The sequence below is a fragment of the Coleofasciculus sp. C1-SOL-03 genome (assembly GCF_040220555.1).
Classification (GTDB): Bacteria; Cyanobacteriota; Cyanobacteriia; order Cyanobacteriales; family Coleofasciculaceae; genus Coleofasciculus.
Genome location: NZ_JAVJUO010000119.1, coordinates 23,284 through 43,430, shown reverse-complemented (window position 1 = coordinate 43,430; position 20,147 = coordinate 23,284). Strand labels below are relative to the sequence as shown.

At 46.8% G+C, this 20,147-nt stretch carries 19 protein-coding genes; 8 read left to right on the top strand and 11 right to left on the bottom strand.

Annotated features, from left to right (window positions below; genetic code table 11):
- Positions 1 to 341: 341 nt before the first annotated feature.
- Positions 342 to 479 carry a hypothetical protein gene (locus tag RIE73_RS18875; RefSeq protein ID WP_446402646.1) on the top strand — a complete coding sequence of 46 codons (138 nt, stop codon included), beginning with the start codon at positions 342 to 344 and terminating at the stop codon, positions 477 to 479.
- Between the two features lie 235 nt (positions 480 to 714).
- Here the strand turns inward: RIE73_RS18875 and RIE73_RS18870 are convergent, their stop codons facing one another.
- From RIE73_RS18870 to RIE73_RS18860, 3 genes are all read right to left on the bottom strand, one after another.
- Entirely contained in the window at positions 715 to 2,370 is a 1,656-nt protein-coding gene (locus RIE73_RS18870) for an IS1182 family transposase (protein ID WP_446402645.1), read from the bottom strand.
- 163 nt (positions 2,371 to 2,533) lie between these two features.
- Positions 2,534 to 2,665 carry a hypothetical protein gene (locus tag RIE73_RS18865; protein ID WP_446402644.1) on the bottom strand — a complete coding sequence of 44 codons (132 nt, stop codon included), beginning with the start codon at positions 2,663 to 2,665 and terminating at the stop codon, positions 2,534 to 2,536.
- Between the two features lie 71 nt (positions 2,666 to 2,736).
- On the bottom strand, positions 2,737 to 3,480 hold the full coding sequence (locus tag RIE73_RS18860) for a peptidylprolyl isomerase (protein ID WP_446402643.1): 744 nt from the start codon (positions 3,478 to 3,480) through the stop codon (positions 2,737 to 2,739).
- A 60-nt stretch (positions 3,481 to 3,540) separates the two neighbouring features.
- Here RIE73_RS18860 and RIE73_RS18855 point away from each other — a divergent pair, with 60 nt between their 5' ends.
- On the top strand, positions 3,541 to 3,831 hold the full coding sequence (locus RIE73_RS18855; protein WP_446402642.1) for a hypothetical protein: 291 nt from the start codon (positions 3,541 to 3,543) through the stop codon (positions 3,829 to 3,831).
- A gap of 101 nt (positions 3,832 to 3,932) precedes the next feature.
- Here RIE73_RS18855 and RIE73_RS18850 read toward each other — a convergent pair whose 3' ends face one another.
- The 5 genes from RIE73_RS18850 to RIE73_RS18830 all read right to left on the bottom strand — a co-directional run bounded on the left by RIE73_RS18850 (position 3,933) and on the right by RIE73_RS18830 (position 11,181).
- Positions 3,933 to 5,441, bottom strand: coding sequence for an HlyD family efflux transporter periplasmic adaptor subunit (locus RIE73_RS18850; RefSeq protein ID WP_446402641.1), 1,509 nt, complete (start codon positions 5,439 to 5,441; stop codon positions 3,933 to 3,935).
- A gap of 164 nt (positions 5,442 to 5,605) precedes the next feature.
- Complete coding sequence (locus tag RIE73_RS18845; protein ID WP_446402640.1) at positions 5,606 to 8,314, bottom strand: ABC transporter transmembrane domain-containing protein; 2,709 nt, start codon at positions 8,312 to 8,314, stop codon at positions 5,606 to 5,608.
- A gap of 14 nt (positions 8,315 to 8,328) precedes the next feature.
- Positions 8,329 to 8,946 (bottom strand): helix-turn-helix domain-containing protein, encoded by a 618-nt coding sequence (locus RIE73_RS18840; RefSeq protein WP_446402639.1) that lies wholly within the window; start codon positions 8,944 to 8,946, stop codon positions 8,329 to 8,331.
- Positions 8,947 to 9,290: 344 nt separating this feature from the next.
- The gene (locus tag RIE73_RS18835; RefSeq protein ID WP_446402638.1) at positions 9,291 to 10,427 is read right to left on the bottom strand and encodes a sensor histidine kinase; all 1,137 of its coding nucleotides are present in this window, start codon (positions 10,425 to 10,427) and stop codon (positions 9,291 to 9,293) included.
- Between the two features lie 46 nt (positions 10,428 to 10,473).
- A complete protein-coding gene (locus RIE73_RS18830) occupies positions 10,474 to 11,181 on the bottom strand; it encodes a response regulator (RefSeq protein WP_446402637.1) in 708 nt (235 codons plus the stop codon).
- Between the two features lie 441 nt (positions 11,182 to 11,622).
- On the opposite strand from RIE73_RS18830, the gene RIE73_RS18825 reads away from it, so the two are divergent.
- Positions 11,623 to 12,390, top strand: a complete 768-nt coding sequence (locus tag RIE73_RS18825) for an Rpn family recombination-promoting nuclease/putative transposase (RefSeq protein WP_446402636.1) — start codon at positions 11,623 to 11,625, stop codon at positions 12,388 to 12,390.
- A gap of 238 nt (positions 12,391 to 12,628) precedes the next feature.
- Here the strand turns inward: RIE73_RS18825 and RIE73_RS18820 are convergent, their stop codons facing one another.
- Positions 12,629 to 13,534: a CoB--CoM heterodisulfide reductase iron-sulfur subunit B family protein gene (locus RIE73_RS18820; RefSeq protein WP_446402635.1), complete on the bottom strand. Its 906-nt coding sequence runs from the start codon at positions 13,532 to 13,534 to the stop codon at positions 12,629 to 12,631.
- A gap of 162 nt (positions 13,535 to 13,696) precedes the next feature.
- Between RIE73_RS18820 and gloA the strand changes: the two genes are divergently transcribed.
- Positions 13,697 to 14,128: a lactoylglutathione lyase gene (gloA, locus tag RIE73_RS18815; RefSeq protein ID WP_446402634.1), complete on the top strand. Its 432-nt coding sequence runs from the start codon at positions 13,697 to 13,699 to the stop codon at positions 14,126 to 14,128.
- Between the two features lie 64 nt (positions 14,129 to 14,192).
- On the opposite strand, the gene RIE73_RS18810 is transcribed toward gloA, so the two are convergent.
- Entirely contained in the window at positions 14,193 to 15,362 is a 1,170-nt protein-coding gene (locus RIE73_RS18810; protein WP_446402633.1) for an NAD(P)/FAD-dependent oxidoreductase, read from the bottom strand.
- 239 nt (positions 15,363 to 15,601) lie between these two features.
- On the opposite strand from RIE73_RS18810, the gene RIE73_RS18805 reads away from it, so the two are divergent.
- The 3 genes from RIE73_RS18805 (at position 15,602) to RIE73_RS18795 (ending at position 18,096) form a co-directional block, all read left to right on the top strand.
- Entirely contained in the window at positions 15,602 to 16,783 is a 1,182-nt protein-coding gene (locus RIE73_RS18805; protein WP_446402632.1) for a M20 family metallopeptidase, read from the top strand.
- 194 nt (positions 16,784 to 16,977) lie between these two features.
- Positions 16,978 to 17,616, top strand: coding sequence for a TenA family transcriptional regulator (locus RIE73_RS18800; RefSeq protein WP_446402631.1), 639 nt, complete (start codon positions 16,978 to 16,980; stop codon positions 17,614 to 17,616).
- A gap of 60 nt (positions 17,617 to 17,676) precedes the next feature.
- Positions 17,677 to 18,096, top strand: a complete 420-nt coding sequence (locus RIE73_RS18795) for a peptidylprolyl isomerase (protein WP_446402630.1) — start codon at positions 17,677 to 17,679, stop codon at positions 18,094 to 18,096.
- A 329-nt stretch (positions 18,097 to 18,425) separates the two neighbouring features.
- On the opposite strand, the gene RIE73_RS18790 is transcribed toward RIE73_RS18795, so the two are convergent.
- Positions 18,426 to 18,812, bottom strand: coding sequence for a BON domain-containing protein (locus tag RIE73_RS18790; protein ID WP_446402629.1), 387 nt, complete (start codon positions 18,810 to 18,812; stop codon positions 18,426 to 18,428).
- Positions 18,813 to 19,105: 293 nt separating this feature from the next.
- Between RIE73_RS18790 and RIE73_RS18785 the strand changes: the two genes are divergently transcribed.
- The gene (locus RIE73_RS18785; protein WP_446402628.1) at positions 19,106 to 20,086 is read left to right on the top strand and encodes a glutaminase; all 981 of its coding nucleotides are present in this window, start codon (positions 19,106 to 19,108) and stop codon (positions 20,084 to 20,086) included.
- The last annotated feature ends 61 nt before the right edge of the window (positions 20,087 to 20,147 follow it).

Sequence of the window (20,147 nt, the reverse complement as noted above, 5' to 3'; positions counted from 1 at the left end):
AGCACTCAAGGATACTGTTGGCGAATTAACTAAGGGGTCAGACCCCTCACCCAGAAACCGTAACCCAAAAAGGCGCACTCACACAAAGCGTTCGGGAGGTAACAAAAACGAATAAACCAAGGATTAAGTCGAAATCAAACAGTTGTCATCGCCTTTGATTAAACTGAAGTTCCCCCAGCCAAAAAAATGAAACTGCCTCACTGTGCGGCTTGGCGCGATTTTTTAGCCGCCCTACATGGGTACAATCGCGCTCAACCTTGATGTAGCGTGGGTTTCAACCGATCTCTTCTACGATCAACACAGAAGTTGCTCGCGATAGCCAATGCCAAAATGGGAAAGGAATGACTTGCAGCCATTGGTGTCTAGTTTTGTCGGCGGTGATTATGGAGCAAGGCAATAAACAGGGGAAGCGATCACGTCCAGTCGAGGATAAGCCAAAACTGTGTCGGGCGGTGATTATGGAGCAAGACAATAAATAGGGGAAGCGATCGCGTCCACCTAAACAGTTACGATAAAATCAACGCACCAATATTTACTGGAGTAAACCTATATCGCAAGTGAGCGACCAGACATGATATCAAATCTTGCTGTTGGAGCAGAATTTGGCATGGGTTAGCGGGAGCAACTTCCGTGTTTATTGTAAGTGATTATCGGGACTGTATATCCTCCATTTGAATTGAGAATGGGCAGTGACCAAGATAGTGGCACAACATATTAAGCAGTGGAACCAAGAGTAGCAAAAGCTGAAATTCGTGTTTTTTGTTGAGGAACTTTTTGCCACCAAGCCATCAAGCGGCTCAAATTCATTGCTGCCGCGCAGGCAACGTGCTGCAAGTGAGTTTTAGCTAAACCGACATAGCGAGTACGACGTAAATCAAAAGCCCGAGTCCCTTGGGAAATAGTACCTTCGACTCCAGCTCTTAATCCATAGTCGCGTTTAAACTCAGTAGTCGTTTGACGAACTCTTGCGGCTTGCAAGGCTTCATATTGCTCTCGATGTCGGAATTTGAGTAGACGAGGATTTTTTTTGGCTGTTGTACATAAGCTTCTAGAGAAGCAAGCGGCACACCGATTACGGTCAAAACGCACTTCAATAACATTATGACCATAATTGTCAGTTTTAGACCGCCAAGAGTTACTTAACTGACCTGTGGGACATTTCACCCGGCTGTTGTCCCAGTCAAGGGCAAAATCAGACAAGTCAAATCCTCCAGTTCTAGCTTGCCAAGAAGAGTCGCCTGGGACTTTTCTTGGCAATTCAACCTCGTACTCATGGCGAGAAGTTACCAGATGCTCGGCATCGACATAAGCCATATCCAATAGATGTTGTTCAGGCAGAAGGTCTTTTTTTGACAGACTTTCATGAATGGTTTGTGTCATAGATCCGTCGGGAGCTGTTGCCTGTGTCGTTTCCACATTAGTAATCAGATTCGGGCTATTTTCGTCACAAGTTTCTGTCAGATGCACCGTATATCCCGTCCAATTCGTATGGCGTTTGGTTCGGTTGCGAGCTTCTGGGTCATAGGGAGATTCAATCGAAATTTTGTTTGGGGGACAACCTGTAGTAGACGGCTCTCGCCATATCAATTCCCCTTCGACAAAAGCGTATTGTTGCACCCACACCTGTCTCAATATTTCTACACTATTCAGTTGTCGCAACTGTTGGTTACTTGCTTGTTCATAAATCGCCGACAAAATTTGGTGTCCATCAGCACCGATAGTCAGTGCCAGTTCTTTTTTTGCCGCTTTTTCTGGGGGTAAGCGGTATTGTTCAAATCTAGCTCCATATCGGTCAAACCAATCTTGAGTCACTTTAGCTTTTAACCATTGAGGTGCAACAGTTGCCAATTCGTTGAGCGCATAACGCAATGTTTCTCCGACCAACTCCAAACGATTAACTTGGCGGATAGCTGCTAAAATATGAGTTGAGTCTGTTCGTTGCTTCCCCCGGCTTTTTAGGAGTCTTTGCTCTTTTAATTGAGCCAGCATTTTATCGAGCAATTGCCTTTGGGCGTCTCGGACAATTAGTCGCTCTCTCCATTCTGGTAATACGCTATGGTCAAAACCTGAGTCAGTTAACTCTAGTCCCAAGGCATATTTCCAATCTATTCTTGATCTCACTGCCTCGGCTGCCTGTCTATCACTCAAGCCTTCAGCAAACTGCATCACTGTAATTAGGGCTAATCGGCTTGGAGATAGGGCTAATTGTCCACAACGAGCTGGATATAAGCTAGCAAAGTCACTATCAACATAGATTTGCCCTAATTGCTCATACATTTTCATATAGACATTACCCTTGGGGAAGGCAGCTCGTGCTACTTTGATGGTTTCTGCGGGGATTTGCCATTGTTCTATCAGATGAAGAGTCATGGGAGGTGATGACAACTACACGATTTCAACTTCTGTCCTTAGTTTATCCGCTTTTGTTACCTCCCGAACGCTTTGTGTGAGTGCGCCTTTTTGCTTCTCCTGGGTGAGGGGTCTGACCCCTCAGTTAATTCGCCAACAGTATCCTCAAGTGCTTGGCTAAAAGCTAAAGTCCATTAAAATGGACTAAAACTAGAGATGCAGTCGTCTTTAGACGACTTTCGCTATTGGTTCCTTGGGTTTTAACCCAAGGCGGTTGGTGAGACTGATGCAAGATGTAATTTTTAACTTCTGACATTCTTCCTATGAAATCAGGGCACGACAGTGTCGTGCCCCTACATTACACCGATTACACCCAAATACAAACGCCTAAGATTCGCCCATAGCTGTCACCACCTCCACCTCCTCAACCTGTCGCTTTAACCACCCTTCAAACAACTCTGAAAGAATCTGATAACGCAGCTTGTCATCCAACTCTGGCTGAATAATCTCCTCCACTTTAATCAAATGCACCCCCTTAGACGTGACAATTGGCTTCAACACTTCCCCTGGCGTCGCCGCAAACACTTTCGCCGAAATCTCTGGTTTCATCTGCTGGCGTTTAACCAATCCTAAATATCCTCCCTTGCGCCGTAATTCTTGCTCCTGAATATACTCTTGAGCCATCTGTGCAAAACTGGTTTCTGCTTCCTGAAGTTCATAAAACAACTCTAGGGCTAAATCTTCATCATCTAACACCACTTCATACATTACCGCCGCTGCATAGTCTAACTGATGTTCATAAAACCAGGGTTCTACTTTATCACCAAATAAATGCTGGGCTAATTTTCCGGAAAGGACATTGATGTAAACCATCTCTTCAAAATCATCCAGAGAAAGGGCAAATTTTTGCAGCCACGCCCAAGTGTCATCTGCATTGAGCAGTTTATTCATGAACCGCATTTGATCGGCTGCTTGTTGTAATTCGGCGATTTCAACCTGGATACTGGCTTCAGTCGCCGCTGAGTTAATAATTTTGCGGGTGATGATTCCTTCGATAATTGTGGGAATCTGACAGGCGAGTTTGAGGTGATGCAGGATGTCTTGGTTGGTAATGGTGATGGCTTGTGACATGATTTTTCTCCTAAGTAATTAGAGTTGTCTGGATGTAAATGGCTGGGAAGTTAATACGGCTTGGAAGCCTGTATTGAACATCCGGAGATCCCCCCAAACCCCCCTTCAAAAGGGGGGCTTACTATTCCGACGCCTGACAACAAGCAAAGTATCATTGTGTTTCTCCTGTACGATAAAAGCGAAGCATTTTTTGGTCTTTCCTATGGAACAAAAAGCGAAGCATCCGATGGCTTCCCCCGTGCAACAAAAGCGAAGCATCCTCTGGTCTCCCCTATGGAACAAAAAGCGAAGCATCCTCTGGTCTCCCCTATGGAACAAAAAGCGAAGCATCCTCTGGTCTCCCCCTTTTGAAGGGGGACGGAAGGGGGATCTAATAGGGGGACGGAAGGGGGATCTCAAGGGGACTGGGGGGTTAGGTTTTATGGCACTAAAGTGCCTACTACAAACGAGCGTCACAGTTCTAAGCCTCCTTTTTGTAACTTCTTAAATGGGTCAAGAATAAAGTCAATTATCTTCCGCCGCCGCACGATAACTTCAGCCGTGGCTGTATCCCCTGGTTTTAAGTCTAAACATTGATTTTTGGTGGGAATACAGGTCTGATTTAGCTCAATTTCTAACTCAAAATTGGTGACTTGACCCTGGGCGGTTTCGCTGACTTTAGAGGTGGGCGATTTGCGAATTAGTTTGCCTTCCACCACACCATAATCCTGGAAGGGATAGGCATCAAATTTGAGCTTAACTTCCATTCCTTCCTGTAACGCCCCACTTTCAGCCGTGGGCATTTGGGCTTTGAGAATTAAAGTTGAACCCTGGGGTGCAATCTCGGCAATTAATTCTCCCGGTTGTACCACCGCCCCGACTCCTTTATCCGGTAAACCAAACACGGTGCCGCTTTCTGGTGCTTTGAAGACTCGTTGCTGGAGTTCAATATCTTTGGCGGCAATTTGGCTTTTGCTTTGCTTGATTTCAGTTTGGAGTGTGGTAATCTGAGTGTCTATGTTCTTGAGTTGTTCCTGTATTTTCAGAACCGCTAGTTTGCCGGAATGAACCAGGGTATCATAGCTTTTTTGTTGCTCCTGTAAGCGTAGTTTTGCCTGCTCAATTTCGGCTTGGGTTTGATGGAGAATTCGGTCATAACTGCCTTGTTGTTCTTTGAGCCGTAACCGGGATTGGGAGATGTCGGATTCGGCTTGAACTAAGCGTTCGGTGTTGACTTTGACTAGGTTTTGTGATTCAGTAAAGCGGTCGGTGGAAATGGCGCCGGCTTCAAAGGCTTTACGGTAGCGTTGCACTTTATCTTTTGCCTCAATTAAATTAACTTGGGCTTGATTGTAAGCAGCTTGACTGGAGGCAATGGCTTGTTTTGCTTGGTTCACTTGAGCCAGTTTTTCCGCTTTTTCCAGGGTGTAGGTACTCGCTAGGGCGTTTAAGTTTTGCCTAGCTTGTTCAATTTGAGACTGTTTTTCTAGTTCTTGGGATTGGTTCTGCCGCTGCTGGGTATGGAGGGCAATGTCTAACTGATTTTTGAGAACGGCTAACTGATTTAGGCGATTTTTTTGACCGTCTAATTGGCTGCGAAGTTGCTCAATTTCGGAACGTACAATATCGGATTCGAGGGTGAGTAATGTTTGTCCAGTTTTGACGCGGTTTCCTTCAGCAACGGGGAGGTTGATAATTGTACCGCCGACAGAGGATTCCAGTTTGACGGTGGGTTCTTTGGGTTCTAATCGCCCTCTAGCACTTCCGGTTTCTTCAACTTCAGTTAACATTGCCCAAGGAAGTGCGATCGCGGCAAACAAAATTAAGAAATATAACAGTCCTCGCGTCCAAACCTGGGGTAAGGTATCTAGCAGTTCTTTGGTTGCATAGGACCAGTCAGAGGGGGGATTTTTTGAAACGCAGAGGTTCGCAGAGGTTCGCGCAGAGGTTCGCAGAGGGGTGGGAGTGTGGTTGGAGTTCATAATGTGGAGATGTGCTTTTGAAGCGTTTGATAAATGACAAATAACAAATAACTTTTGAAAAGTAAGGAACCAAATTCTCCGTGAAATCAGTGTTAATAAGCCATTGCCTCCCCATTCAAATTTATCCAATAAATCCGTGAAATCAGTGTTTTGACGAATGACAATCATTCTGTCCGATCCATTTGTTGCTGGTTTAGGTAATAATAATGACCGCGTTTTGCCATTAATTGGTGATGAGTGCCATTTTCGACTAAAACTCCTTTATCCAACACGAGAATTAAATCCGCTTTGCGAACTGTGGACAGGCGGTGGGCAATAATTAATGTGGTTCGTCCTTGGAGAATTGTGTTGAAATTGGTCTGAATAATCCGTTCCGATTCAGCATCTAAATGAGACGTGGCTTCATCTAAAATAAGTAAGCGGGGATTGCCTAATAACGCCCGCGCGATCGCGAGTCGTTGTCTCTGTCCTCCTGATAACATTCCGCCCCCTTCCCCGATCTGGGTTTCATACCCCATGGGTAGCTTTTTGATGAACTCATCCGCCCCGGCTTGTTGGGCGGCGGTGATGATTTCGTCTAGGGTGGCTGAGGGATGACCAATGCTAATATTCTCCCGAATTGTGCTACCAAAGAGGAAGGTATCTTGGTCTACAACGCCGATTTGTTGGCGCAGGGATTGTAGGGACAAACTGGTGATATCTTGCCCATCAATTAACACCTTGCCATCCGTCGCCGGATACAGTCCTAAAATTAACTTGGATATCGTGGTTTTCCCGGAACCACTGCGTCCCACTAGGGCGACGGTTTGACCGGGTTGGACGGTAAAACTCAAGTTTTCTAGGACATTAATATCGCTTTCGGGGTGATACCGGAACGTCACCTGATCAAACTGAATCTCTCCTTTTAACTCCGGTAAACCTTGGCGCACCGATGCCTGTAAATTTTCTTCGGGTTCGGTATCAATGACATCATTAATTCGCTCAACCGCAATAATCACTTCCTGTAACTGATTCCAGAGTACGGTTAATCGTTCAAAGGGCGTAATTACGTTGCCGATTAACATATTAAATGCCACTAATTGTCCAATCGTCAGTTCGTTTTGAATCACTAACCAGGCGCCAAACCAGAGTAACCCCGTTGTCACCACGGTTTCTAGAGTTGAGCTAAAAATTTGCAGGCGGTTACTAATAATCTGCCCAGAAAACATCTTTTTCACCGATTGCAGCAGATGTTCCTCCCAGCGCCAACGCACGGTTTGTTCCACCGCCATAGATTTGACCGTGCGAACCCCGGTAAGGGATTCAATTAGATAACTATTTTCCACCGCAAAGGCATTAAATATTTCTCTGGAAATTCGGCGCAGGAACGGAGTGGCAATTAGGGCAAGGAGGACAAAGGGCGGGACGATGACTAATGCCAATAGCGCCATTTTCCAGCTATACCAGAACATTAACCCCACATACACAAAGACCGTGAGTAAGTCGAGTAAAATGGAGAGGGCTTCCCCGGTGAGAAAACGCTGAATTTTCTGGTTTTCTTGCACCCGTGACATAATATCCCCCACATAACGAGACTCAAAGAAGGAAAGGGGGAGGCGGAAGGTATGGCGAATAAAGCCGACAATTAGGGCTAAGTTCACCTTATTCGCGGTATGGTCTAATAAATATTGCCGCAATCCAGTCATGGCGACGCGGAATAGACCAAAAATTAGCATCCCTAAACCGACAGCGGTTAAGGTGAGGTTGCTTCCTTGGACAACGACTCGGTCTAAGAGGAGTTGGGTAAATAGGGGGGTAATTAATCCAAAGATTTGAATCAGCAGGGACGCAATAAAGACTTCCAGAAGGACAAATCCGTGGGGTTTAACTAATTCAAAGAATTGCCAGAAGGGAGTCGTCGCTGACTCAGTTTCCTGTAATAAGGCGGTGGGTTGCAACAGGAGGGAATAATTAGTCCAACTGGCGTTAAACTCCTCCGGAGTAAGACCGCGTTGACCAATGGCTGGGTCGCCAACAATCACCTGAGTTGCCGTAATTTCATAGACCACGATATAATGATTTCCGTCCCAGTGAACAATTGCTGGCAGCGGTTGTTGGGCGAGTTGGTCTAAACTAGCTTTTACGGGTCGCGTGGAAAAGCCAATACTTTCAGCGGCGGCGGCTAGTCCCCGTAGAGATGCACCGTTGCGGTTAACATTGGCGATATCTCTGAGGCGGTTGACACTTAATTTTTTCCCCCAATACCGACCCACCATCACCAAACAAGCCGCCCCACAATCTGAGGCACTTTGTTGGGCATAAAAGGGATAGCGGCGGGTGATCCGCTGCCAGAGATGACCGACTTTCTGGGTAGGATTGGGAAAGTCGGCTTTGCTGATGGTTTGCTGCCCGTTTGTTAAGGGTTCTGGGGTGTCCGTGTCCTCGGGAATCACTGGAGTTACGGCTAAATTATCCCCGGAACTAAACTGGGAATTCCTCACCGTTGCCCGATGATACAAATGATCCCGAATAGGAGGATGGTTTTGGACGAGGGAAAAGAGGAGGGTTGGGGGAATGTAGGATAATTGGAGATGACGGGATGCCCTAGCGGAGTACGGTTGAAAGGGTTCATCGGGAAAAAAGGTGACTTCGCCAAATGTGTCTCCAGGTTTCAGCGTGGTAATCAGTTCACCGTTGGCGTCAATGAGTCTAACTTTACCTGTAATAATCAGATAAAGTCCGGCTTCCGATTGATCCGATTGCCAAAATTGACCGAGTTTGGGTTCAAGGATTTTGATCTGTTTCAGACACCAACTGAATTGCGATTCGCTAAAATCATGTCCGAGACTATCACTAAGGTGTTGACGGGAAATTCGGGGTGGAGTTTGTACCATAATGGGTTTGCACCTCAACTCATGTTAATCGGATTAAATTGCCACACATCCTGGGTTTTCGGGGTATGGTTGGGGGTGAGGTTGCTAATCACAATCCGCTTATCTGAATCCTCCGCTGCATCAGCCGGAGTGTCGGGTTGAGGGGGTTTGGGGCGAGTCGAGAGTCCCATTTTTTTCAATAATCGATTAATATGGCGATCGCTAACTTCTATGCCAAATTCTGTAGCCAGGTGTTTGCTTAACTTCTGGGCGGTCCAGTTGCGAAAGGAATAGCCTATGTCGCGGGGACTCTGCGTGACTAATTCTTGTAAGCGTTGCAGATACTCGTCATTCACGGCTTTAGGACGTCCAATCGGATGGGATTGCCAATGATGCGCCTCGCCACTACGGGCAATCAGCATCCAATGTCGGGCGGTGATGGGGGAACAGTTCAACGCCTGACAAATTTGGGCTTGGGTTTTACCCTCGTCGGCTAACAGCATAATTTGCAGGCGCTGGCGATATTTTGGCGGTAAGTCCTCTTGCAGACTTTTTTGCAGTCGTTTGCGCTGAAAGGGAGTAAGGTATTCACCGCCCGATTTATGCAGAGTGCGGCGTTGACCCAGGTTGGGTGGGGATTGGTGGCTGGACATCTCTAGACTTGGATTAGGGTTGGGTCACAAGGGTTATATTTAAATCACACAAAGTATAACTTTGTATAGAAATACATATAGAACAGACCGATGTTCTCTGTCAAGACAAAAAATGCACAGTTCTGGGTTTTGTCGCTAAATGCTTTTATAGCAAAAGGCAGAGGGCTGCAAGGGAAAAGATTGACTGGTCAAGGTTTCAGCACCTTCCTTTGTCCTAATCGCCTTGGCGACTGCTATAGCAGAAGGCAGAAGGCAGGAGGCAGAAGGTTGATTAATTGATACTTCGCCGTTTCAGCCGTTCACTCGGGGATCTGAAAATTTTTGTCCACCCACTCATTGACGAGTCACGCCAATGGCAGATAAAACTGAAACGTACTGCCCACCCCTAACTGACTATCCACCTCAATCTCACCCCCTTGCAATTCCACCAACCGCTTCGAGATAGCCAAGCCTATCCCTGTTCCTCCAGTGTGAGGATTGCGCGACTTTTCCGCCCGCCAGAACCGTTCAAACACATGAGGGAGATCCGCTGGGGCAATACCCATACCTGTATCCGTGACTGCAATCCATAACCGAGGAATAATACCTTTTCTCCCATCCCGTTCTACCCACACCCGCACCGTAATCGCACCCGTTTGAGTATGGCGAATGGCATTGCCTAAAAGATTCACCATAACCTGTTCCAATCGGTCACTATCCGCCAATACTCGCGGCAATTTTTCCGGACAATCTAACTGCAATACCGGACCGTCTTCCAACACCTGATCCGCAAAGTTTTGCACCAGCGATTCTACCAGGGGACGCACATTTACGGGTTCCACTTTAATCGGCAGATAACCCGCTTCGGCTTTCGAGAGTTCCTGTAAATCATTAATTAACCGTTCCAACCGTCGCGTTTCTTTTGCCAACTGCTGATACATTGCAGGCGTTGCGTCCATCCGTTGGGTAGCAAGTTCTTCTAAATAACCCCGGAGTACCGTCAGTGGTGTTCGCAGTTCATGGGTCAAATCACTGACTAAATCTCGCCGCCGCTGTTCCACATCTTCTAAACTCACTGCCATCTGATTAAAACTGGTGGCGAGTTGATTAATTTCAGGAATTTCACTGGGCGGAAGTCGTTCATCCAGCTTACCTGCTGCAAATTGTTGCGTAATGTCTTCGATTTGGGTCAGGGGTTTGACGATGCGACGAGACAACCAGTAACTGAGTCCCCCCGCCGCCGTCGTGCCAACGATAACCGACCAAAACGTGCCGCGATTCCAGGCGGTTTGAAATCCTTGTAATAGGGAGGTTCGGGCAACGCGAAAGATGACGCCTTTGCCTTCTAATTGTTGCAGATGCAAAATAAAGAAGCGCGGCGAAGACACTTTACTGATAATTAATAAAGACCCTACGCCGACCATCATCACCAATAAATGGGAGAGAAATAGGCGGGAGACTAAGGGTAAGGATTTGCGGCGACGTAAACCAGTTTTACTCATGTTTAACGAGTTTCAGTGCTATATAAGGGGTTTGGGAACCAAACCCCTACTGCGGGCTATCTTCAAATTTATAACCAACACCGATAACGGTCTTCACAAATGTTGGATTACTGGGGTCAGGTTCTATTTTTTTCCGCAATCGGGCGACATGGGTATCAACCACCCGTTCATCACCAAAGAAATCATTCCCCCAAAGCTTATCAATCAGTTGAGTCCGATTCCAAACTCGACCGGGTTGACTGGTAAAGGTTGCCAACAGATTAAATTCTAACGTGGTTAAATCTAGGGGTTCGGATTCTCCAGAATCCAGTTGGCGACTAGCCGTATGCTGATCCACATCTACTATAAAATGTTGGGTACGGTAGACGAGGGACTGTCCACCGTGACGCAAACTACGCCGCAATAGCGCCCGGACTCTCGCCACCAGTTCAGTCGGGCTAAAGGGTTTAACCAGGTAATCATCGGCACCGGTGGATAAACCAACCACCCGGTCAATTTCCTCTCCCTTCGCCGTCAACATTAAAATATAGGGGTCTTTGGGTCCCGGTTTTTGGCGAATTCGGGCGCACACTTCCAGTCCATCCAATCCGGGTAGCATTAAGTCCAGAATAATCACATCGGGTTGCTGGGTTTGGAAGGCTTGCAGGGCGGCTAGTCCATCGCGACAGGAGTAGCAGGTAAATCCTTCCCGTTCTAGGGTGAGTTGGATGAGTTTAGCGATTTCCGCTTCGTCTTCAACGATTAAAATATCCATATAAGTAGTCGGACTTTCATTAAAGTTGATGGTTGAGAGTGGCGAACAGGGACGCTTGTTTCTACGATACCTTATGCCAATTCACCAGACAGCGATGAGGAAGCCCCTGTAAGTAGGTGGACACAATTAACGTGAACGGTTGAGATTAGGGAACTCTTAACAGGGAACAGGGAACAGTAAGGGTTTGAGGTTTGTTCACAAAACTTAGTATGGTGCTGTTTTCTTTTGTCCGACTACTTAGTGCGAGCATCTTGCTCGCTGGTTACAGGCATCTTGGTCGCTGGTGCTGGTATGGTGTTTTGTTGAAGGTGTGAGGTAGATTCATTAATCGTTATTTTTGTCAAGATAAAACAAATAGGATTAGGGTAGATTGTTTCGACTTATTATAGTTTTATCTAAATCTGACCCAACAAAACTATTTTATAGGTGGGGAACAATGCCATGATTTTCATTAATCCTAAGACCGATTTTGCCTTTAAAAAAATATTTGGTTCTGAGCAAAGTAAAGATATTTTAATTAGCTTTTTAAATGCTCTCCTCTATGAAGCGCGTCCTGTCATTGAAGATTTACAAATCCTCAATCCTTATCTAGCACCCAGAATACGCGGTGTCAAAGATACTTACCTAGATGTCAAAGCCAAGCTCCAAGACGGCACAACTGTGATTATTGAGATGCAGGTGTTAAATGTGGAGGGATTTGAGAAGCGGATTTTGTACAATGCTACCAAGGCTTATTCAATTCAATTGGATAGTGGAGAGGATTACAAGCTTTTAGAGCCAGTCATTGCTTTGACGATTACGGATTTTGAGATGTTTGATAGTCTGGAGTCAGCGATTTCGCGGTTTGTTTTGAAGGAAAAAGAGTTTCTGGTTGATTATTTAAGTTATGATATCGAGTTGGTCTTTGTGGAATTACCTAAATTCAATAAGAAATTAGAGGAGTTAGAGACGCTGACCGATAAATGGATTTATTTTATAAAGAATGCCAGGAGTTTGGATAGTGTACCAGAAACAATGGAGGAAGTCCCGGAGATGAAGCAAGCGTTTGCGGTCGCGAATCAAGCGAATCTGAGTCGGGAAGAGTTAGAAGATTTGCAAAAGCGGGAAATCTGGATACATGATCAGCGAAATGCGATTATCAAGGCGGTTAAGCAAAAACAAGTAGAAATTGCGCGGCGACTACTAGTGCAGCGCGGCAGAAATAACTAATCAGTTAACAAGCTCCTTAAAAGCAGCTACCATAAGGCTTATAGCCTTCTGCCCTCTGCCTTCGGACTTCTGCCTTCTTGTACTAGATGTGTTAGATGCAGAAACGGTTAGTCAAACAACGGGGCTTAGTCTTGAGGTGGTGCAGCAGTTGAGCCGCGATCGCCAGACAGGAGGTTGATTGACGCTCCCCCGGATGAATCACGGGGGATGATTAGTTCACCGAATCAGCCGTAATGGATTACAAGCCCAATTTCTCTAAAACAGGTTGTGTGGACACAATATGCTTACTCAATCCCAATTCCTTTGGTGGAATCCCTAGCGCCAAGGCGACCAATTGCGGTAAATGTAGCACCGGTAATCCCAGCTTGCGCTCCATCACCTTTTCCACCTCCGGTTGACGAGAGTCAAGATTAAGGTGGCACAACGGACAAGGTGTTACCAGACAATCCGCCCCGGCGTCAATAGCTTCTTGGATATGTTTTCCCGCCATTTGGAACGATTGCTCAGTCGCATAACTGGCAATGGGCCAACCACAACACTGGGTTCGTCCGCGATAATAGACCGGAGTTGCCCCAACGGATCGAAATACATTTTCCATCGATTCGGGGTGAAACGGGTTGTCATACGGGATTGTGGTCTGTCCTCTGAGCAGGTAACAGCCGTAGAAGGCGGCACATTTTAACCCGCTTAACTTCCGCGTAACCCGTTCTTGTAAGGCGTCTAGTCCATAATCGGTAACTAATGCCCACAGCAGGTGCTTGACTTCGCTGTTCCCCTGATAAGGAGAACAGCCCTCTTTTCGCAGCAAGCCATTAATTTGATCCACATAACCCGGATCACTCTGTTGAAAGTCCTTCAAGCGTTCATCAACATGACCAATGACCCCCTGACAGGTACTGCAATGGGTCAATAGGGGGAGATTAAGTTCCTCCGCCAAGGCAATATTACGAGCATTGACCGTATCTTCCAGCAATCGGGAATCTTCTTTAAACGTGCCAGAACCGCAACAGGAAGCTTTTTTCAGTTCAATCAGTTCAATGCCCAAGGCTTGAGTCAGGGCGGCGGTTGATTGGTACAACTCTCGGCAAGCGCCTTGGGCGACACAACCGGGAAAGTAAGCGTATTTTAGGGTTTGAGATGGCATAGCAGTTCACTCTTCGCTAGGGTTTGGGAAACACTAAGTCCCACGCCGTAGTGGACAAGGATTTTTTAACTACCGTATAACATAAGGTGCTTACTATCTCACCGCCTCGATAGAATGAAAAGCAAAGAAATATGAACAAACGTAAGGAGTCTGTAATCAGCTATGCGAATGCTACATACAATGCTGCGCGTCGGTGACCTGGATGAGTCACTCAAATTTTACTGTGACGTGCTGGGAATGAAGTTATTGCGGCAAAAGGACTATCCCGGTGGGAAATTTACCTTAGCATTTGTCGGCTATGGCGATGAGTCTGACCATACCGTGTTAGAACTGACCTACAACTGGGGTGTTGACCAATACGAGTTGGGTGATGCCTATGGTCACATTGCGATTGGTGTGGATGATATTTACGGCACCTGCGAGCAAATCAAGGAGCGGGGTGGTAAAGTTGTGCGGGAACCCGGTCCAATGAAACATGGTTCCACGGTCATCGCTTTTGTCCAAGATCCGACTGGCTATAAGATTGAGCTAATACAATTGGGGACTCAAGGCTCAGCCAAACCTCAAGAAAAAGCTGGAGCCGCTAGTGCATGACGGCAAAAGCCCTGACGTAGAGACGCGCCATGGCGCGTCTCTACATTCCCGTATTCCCCGTTCCCTACAAATTCTGTGCCAATTGAGCAATAATCTGATCCTCCTTCCCCATAACCCATTGGGCAAAGCGTTGGGCTAACGGTGGCACATATACCAGAGGGTTGGTAAATCCAGAGAAAATATAGACACCCTCTACGCCCTGAATGGCTCCCACCACAGGTAAATTATTACCACCAAACGCCACTAAACAGTGATGCCAAGTTCCCGGTAGGCTAGCTAAAGCTGGTAGAATATGCCCCACCTGCGTGCGAATCGCAGACTCACTCGCGGCTGAGTTGACCTCTGCAAAGGGTTCGGTGAGAACACGACTAATCTGACCCATCCGCATGCTTCCATCTAGAAACTGAATCGCCCCGGCGTCTAGAATCGGTGGCACAGGTTCATAACCCGGTTGATCCCACCAGGGTTCTACCTCCGCGCTGCTAGCTTGAGCTTCCAGTGGAAAGCGTTGTGTATAGGCGGGCATGACTAATGTTCGCAGTTTCAGGTCAACGGTTGGCGTTTCAATCATTTCGGCGTGGGTGAAGTAGACGCGCACCTGAATCCCGGCGGCGTTGAGTAAGGCGCGGCTGAGTCCCCCGGCACAAATTACTGTATTGGCAGCCTGATAGGTTTGATGACCCGAGGTTTTCACTCCCTGAACTCTATCCCCCTGGCGCAGGAGTTCCACCACTTGAGCCATCTGCTGTTCGCCCCCCGCACGACAAAAGGCTTGGCGATAGGCTTGGGTGAGGTGTTCCGGATGGATGTGACCATGACGAACCGTAAGAACGCCTGCGATCGCATTAGGATTGAGTAGGGGTTCTAATTCACAAGCGTCCTCGACTGAAAGTAATTGGGGTGGCATGGCACAATCAGCATAAGCCGCTGCCATTTTTTCTGGGTCTTGGTCAGCAGAAATGGTCAGAACTAAATCCAATTCCCGGAACTGGGTATCCTGGTCTAATTCTGCTGATAAATGCCTGTGGCGTTCAATTCCCTCAGCGCACAGCACCCTCGTCAGGTCGGATTTCCCTGACCAATAGGCTAAACCGCCATAGCTGTACCGAGTCGCACTTTGAATGGCTGTGTCCGAATCGACCAAGAGAACCGTTAACTCTGCCCGGGCAAGTTCATAGGCGAGTGCCGCCCCAGTAATACCCCCACCAACAACAATCCAATCATAGGTTTTCATGGTTTTTTGCTCATTCTCCACATCTCCCATTGTTATCGGGATTAACCCCTTAGTTAAGGTAATCAGGATTTACCAGTTTCCATCTGTAGGTGGGCATTGCCCACCCTACCACTCCCATTGTGATTGGGATTAATGTCTTAGGTAAGGTAATGTCTAACGACCGATAGCTGCATTATTTTTCAGATGTTTGGATGATGGAATAGAACAGCTTGTATAGTAAGACCTCTTGAATTGAGTTTATGCTTAGCCGAATCAAAGACCTCGCCCAAGACCTCGCACCGCGTCTGATTGAAATTCGCCGCCATATCCATGGTCATCCGGAATTGAGCGGTCAGGAATACCAAACGGCGGCGTATGTGGCGGGGGTACTTTCCTCCTGTGGCATCGTTGTCCAAGAAGGAATTGCCAAAACTGGGGTGATTGGTGAGTTAGTCGGGGGGACTGATGAACGCTTAGTGGCGATTCGCACGGATATGGATGCCTTACCGATTACTGAAGCCGCCCCTCTGGAATTTGCCTCCCGGAAGATGGGGATAATGCACGCCTGTGGTCATGATGTTCACACCACGGTTGGTTTAGGCACGGCGATGGTGTTGTCCGGATTGGGCGAACAATTGCCAGGAAATGTGCGTTTCTTGTTTCAACCCGCTGAGGAAATCGCCCAAGGCGCAAACTGGATGGTGCAAGATGGGGCGATGAATGATGTCAGTGCCATTTTTGGGGTTCATGTGTTCCCCTCGATTCCAGGGGGTTCCATTGGTGTCCGGTATGGCGCACTGACGGCGGCGGCGGATGATTTGGAAATCTTTATTACCGGAGAATCCGGTCATGGTGCCCGTCCCCATGAAGCCGTGGATGCGATTTGGATTGCGGCTCAGGTGATTACCACTCTACAGCAAGCGATTAGCCGCACTCAGAATCCTTTACGTCCGATGGTCTTGACAATTGGGCAGATTAATGGTGGACGCGCCCCGAATGTGATCGCCGATCAAGTCCACTTAGCCGGAACCGTGCGATCGCTCCACCCCGAAACTCACGCGAATCTGCCAGAATGGATTGAGTCAATTGTGGCAAATGTCTGCCAGATGTATGGCGCTCGCTATGAGGTGAGTTATCGCCGGGGTGTGCCTTCGGTGCAAAATGACTTAGTTCTGACTCAAATCTTAGAAGGGTGTGCCAAGGAAGCCTGGGGAAATGATCGAGTGCAAATTTTACCCGAATCCTCAATGGGAGCAGAAGATTTTTCCATGTATTTAGAACATGCTCCGGGTACAATGTTCCGCCTCGGCGTCGGGTTTAAGGATAAGCCTAATTATCCCTTACATCATCCCCAATTTGAAGTGAATGAATCGGCGATTATTACCGGTGTGGTAACGCTGGCTTATTCGGTCTATCAATATTGGCAACAGTCTGTTTTGTAGGCAAGGGAGTTTTAAGTTTTGCCGATTGTAGGGGCGGGTTTGACTATTATCGTTTATTGTTGATCCAGATGCGACTAAACCCGCCCCATCCCAGTGGAATAATTTATCGGTTGTAGGGGCGGGTTTTACTACTATCGTTTATTAGTAACCCAGATGCGACTAAACCCGCCCCGACTAAGTGGGAGAATAAGGTTATGAGTTTAACGTGTCAACAGCTTCTGCACAAGCACAATCATGTATGGCATAAAGCCACCATACATCCATTTCTAGAACAGTGTAAATTAGGTACAATTAAACCCGAACAATTTAACACCTGGCTGGTGCAAGATTATTTATTTGTGCTAGAATTTACCCGCCTGATTGGACGAGTCTTAGCCGCCGCCCCTGTCGCCCATTTTGATACGCTCCTGAGTGGGGCAAGTGCGATCAAAGATGAACTGGCGTGGTTTCGGGAAAAAGCGACAGAGCGATCGCTAAATCTGAATACCCAGAAACAACCCGCCTGTAACCAATACTGTCACTTCATGCAAACACTTTGGGATATGCCTTATCCCGTCCAAGCCACGGCGTTTTGGGCGATTGAATTAGCCTATAATCAAGGCTGGCAATTGCCAGGTCAGATGAGTGGGTCTTACAATGAATTTGCACAACGCTGGGGAAATCCAGGATTTACTGAGTATGTCACGTTGTTGGAAAACCAAGCAAATCAGGTATTGCCAGAGGCGTCAGCATCCATTCAACAGCAAGCCGAGTCTGCCTTTTTGCAAGTCGCTCAATTAGAAGCAGCGTTTTGGCAAATGGCGTTTAATGCTGGAACGGATCGTGCCGAATAATGGAACCTATTCCCCAAGTTCAATACACTCTAACATCAGATCACACGCAAGGAAAAAACTATGACTCGCGCCATTATGGAAACGGAAAAAGGGACAATTCATCTAGACTTATTCGAGGAAGATGCTCCGAATACAGTGAAAAATTTTGTCGATCTCAGTGAAAAAGGATTCTACGATGGATTGACATTTCATCGCGTTATTCCCAATTTTATGATTCAAGGCGGCTGTCCTCTGGGAACGGGCAGGGGAGGTCCTGGCTATACGATTAACTGTGAAATTAACCCCAATAAGCATTTAGCTGGGTCATTATCGATGGCACATGCGGGACGTAATACTGGCGGAAGTCAATTTTTTATTTGCCATTCGCCTCAACCCCATTTAGATGGTGTCCATACTGTTTTTGGTAAAACCGAAGATATGGATGTGGTTAATGCGATTCAGAAAGGGGATAAAATTCTTTCGGTGAAGATTGAAGAGTAATTTTGTCGGCTCATTCAATTAGAGGGCAACGTCGATTCAGCAAGGGGATTGATGGGGTGAATCACGATAACATCATTTTCATCCTGCTCATCCCCACTGTTGTACAAATAGTCAAAAGCGGCAGTATCATTGAGTAGCTTTGAGCAATGGTGCGTTACACTTCGCTAACGCACGATGGCGGACTGACACAGCTAAAATTGTGGAATAGATTTTACCATTGAATCGGGCGCACGTCGGTGCGCCCCTACGGTGAAACACTTAAATAATTGAAATAGGCATTAGATAAACACCTAATGCCTTATTGGTTGATAGCTAATAAAGCTAACAGGTTAACCTACTGTCACTTGAGTCGTATCAACATCCTTGGCACCATTGACACCTCTAGCAACCTTCACCATCTTGTCTAAAATAGCCTGATTCGGAACCTTACCTTTCAACACCACAGTGGTACTCGTTTGGGCGACATAAAGCGTATTGATGTCATCTAAATCCGGATCTTCATCAAATGCTAACGCCACCCGCTTCGCTAAACCACTTTGGTCATATTCTCCATGTAAACCAAGACGTTCTGGAGGAATGGTGGACAGTTTCGTCGTGGCTGGGGCTTCATCTGTTGTTGGGCGACTGGCTGCGGATGAAGGCTGTTGCTGTGTTGGAGGGTTTACTTTTGCCTCTTTTGGCTTGTCCATGCCAAATAGTCGTTGTAACCAACCCATATTCTGTTAAACTCCTCTTATACTTTGATGATTGATCTAATTATTATCGATTAAAGCTAGGAGTTTGAACATCTATCAATAAGAATAGTTAAGGATTAAGTAGGTAGGGACAAGAACAGTTAACGGCGCAGATCGTCATTTGTCATTTGTCATTTGTAATGGTTTGAGGCTTGTTTACATAGCTTAATATGGTTGAGTTTATTTCCACCAACCTACTTATCAGTGGATGATTCGGTTTTATTGCTCAGGGTTTAAATCTACACTTTAATCAATCTATTTGAATCGGGGGTAGCATGGCTGAAAAAATTGAGACGTCGTACCCTATCAGTGACAGGGATAAGCCGAATCATCATCAATCTTCTCTGGGACTATCCGCACTGACTCAGGATCAACTCAATACCTTAATCGCTCAGGCAAAAGTACAATGTCAAGGGGGACAATTGCCAACTTATATCCCCTTACTAGCGCAGGCAAATCCAAGCTGGGTGGCGGTACAGGTACAGAGGATTCAGGGTGAGAGAGTAGAAGCGGGTGATATTCGTTGTTCTTTTCCGTTGATGAGTGTGATTAAGCCATTTGTCCTGTTATTTTTGTTAGAACAATGGGGGACAGAGGCGGTATTTTCTCAGGTGGGGATGGAACCGTCTGATCAGCCATTCAATTCCTTAGCGCAACTGCAAGCAGATCGGGGAAAGCCGCGCAACCCAATGATTAATAGTGGCGCGATCGCACTCGCTGGGCGTTTACCGGGTAAGGATGGGGCGTCTCGCTGTGAAAGCCTGCGCCAGTGGCTAAATCTGCGATCGCAGTCTCAGTTAGTTTTAGATGAGGCGATGTTGCAGTCGGTGCGTTCTCTTCCCAATCAACGGAATCAGGCGATCGCGGATTTATTAGCCACCTCTGGCTATCTGGATCATCCCGAAATTGCCCTGGATACCTACAATCACATCTGTTGTTTATCGGGAACGGTGACGGATTTAGCCTATCTGGGGATGCTGCTGGTGCAGGATAATAGCATGATATCATCTCAACACCGTTGCACAGTTAACGACATTCTGATTACTTGTGGATTGTATCAAGCCTCTAGTCGCTTTGCGGTAGAGGTGGGATTGCCAACTAAGTCTGGGGTGAGTGGAGCGATGTTGTCTATCGTACCGTCTCAGGGTGCGATCGCCTGTTATTCTCCGGCGTTAGATGAGATGGGGAATTCTCAAGCGGGGTTGTTTATTGTACAGCAATTGGCGCAGGATTTAGAGTTGAATGGTTTGGCTTGAACGAAATTATCAATAAATCCCTCATAGAGGTAAAATGAGTACGTCTTAATTTTTATCCCTC

Excerpts from the sequence above, each read along its gene's own strand:
- RIE73_RS18875 (WP_446402646.1), top strand. The coding sequence starts at position 342 with ATGACTTGCAGCCATTGGTGTCTAGTTTTGTCGGCGGTGATTATGGAG.
- RIE73_RS18870 (WP_446402645.1), bottom strand. The coding sequence starts at position 2,370 with ATGACTCTTCATCTGATAGAACAATGGCAAATCCCCGCAGAAACCATC.
- RIE73_RS18865 (WP_446402644.1), bottom strand. The coding sequence starts at position 2,665 with ATGTCAGAAGTTAAAAATTACATCTTGCATCAGTCTCACCAACCGCCT.
- RIE73_RS18860 (WP_446402643.1), bottom strand. The coding sequence starts at position 3,480 with ATGTCACAAGCCATCACCATTACCAACCAAGACATCCTGCATCACCTC.
- RIE73_RS18850 (WP_446402641.1), bottom strand. The coding sequence starts at position 5,441 with ATGAACTCCAACCACACTCCCACCCCTCTGCGAACCTCTGCGCGAACC.
- RIE73_RS18845 (WP_446402640.1), bottom strand. The coding sequence starts at position 8,314 with ATGGTACAAACTCCACCCCGAATTTCCCGTCAACACCTTAGTGATAGT.
- RIE73_RS18840 (WP_446402639.1), bottom strand. The coding sequence starts at position 8,946 with ATGTCCAGCCACCAATCCCCACCCAACCTGGGTCAACGCCGCACTCTG.
- RIE73_RS18835 (WP_446402638.1), bottom strand. The coding sequence starts at position 10,427 with ATGAGTAAAACTGGTTTACGTCGCCGCAAATCCTTACCCTTAGTCTCC.
- RIE73_RS18830 (WP_446402637.1), bottom strand. The coding sequence starts at position 11,181 with ATGGATATTTTAATCGTTGAAGACGAAGCGGAAATCGCTAAACTCATC.
- RIE73_RS18825 (WP_446402636.1), top strand. The coding sequence starts at position 11,623 with ATGATTTTCATTAATCCTAAGACCGATTTTGCCTTTAAAAAAATATTT.
- RIE73_RS18820 (WP_446402635.1), bottom strand. The coding sequence starts at position 13,534 with ATGCCATCTCAAACCCTAAAATACGCTTACTTTCCCGGTTGTGTCGCC.
- gloA (WP_446402634.1), top strand. The coding sequence starts at position 13,697 with ATGCGAATGCTACATACAATGCTGCGCGTCGGTGACCTGGATGAGTCA.
- RIE73_RS18810 (WP_446402633.1), bottom strand. The coding sequence starts at position 15,362 with ATGAAAACCTATGATTGGATTGTTGTTGGTGGGGGTATTACTGGGGCG.
- RIE73_RS18805 (WP_446402632.1), top strand. The coding sequence starts at position 15,602 with ATGCTTAGCCGAATCAAAGACCTCGCCCAAGACCTCGCACCGCGTCTG.
- RIE73_RS18800 (WP_446402631.1), top strand. The coding sequence starts at position 16,978 with ATGAGTTTAACGTGTCAACAGCTTCTGCACAAGCACAATCATGTATGG.
- RIE73_RS18795 (WP_446402630.1), top strand. The coding sequence starts at position 17,677 with ATGACTCGCGCCATTATGGAAACGGAAAAAGGGACAATTCATCTAGAC.
- RIE73_RS18790 (WP_446402629.1), bottom strand. The coding sequence starts at position 18,812 with ATGGGTTGGTTACAACGACTATTTGGCATGGACAAGCCAAAAGAGGCA.
- RIE73_RS18785 (WP_446402628.1), top strand. The coding sequence starts at position 19,106 with ATGGCTGAAAAAATTGAGACGTCGTACCCTATCAGTGACAGGGATAAG.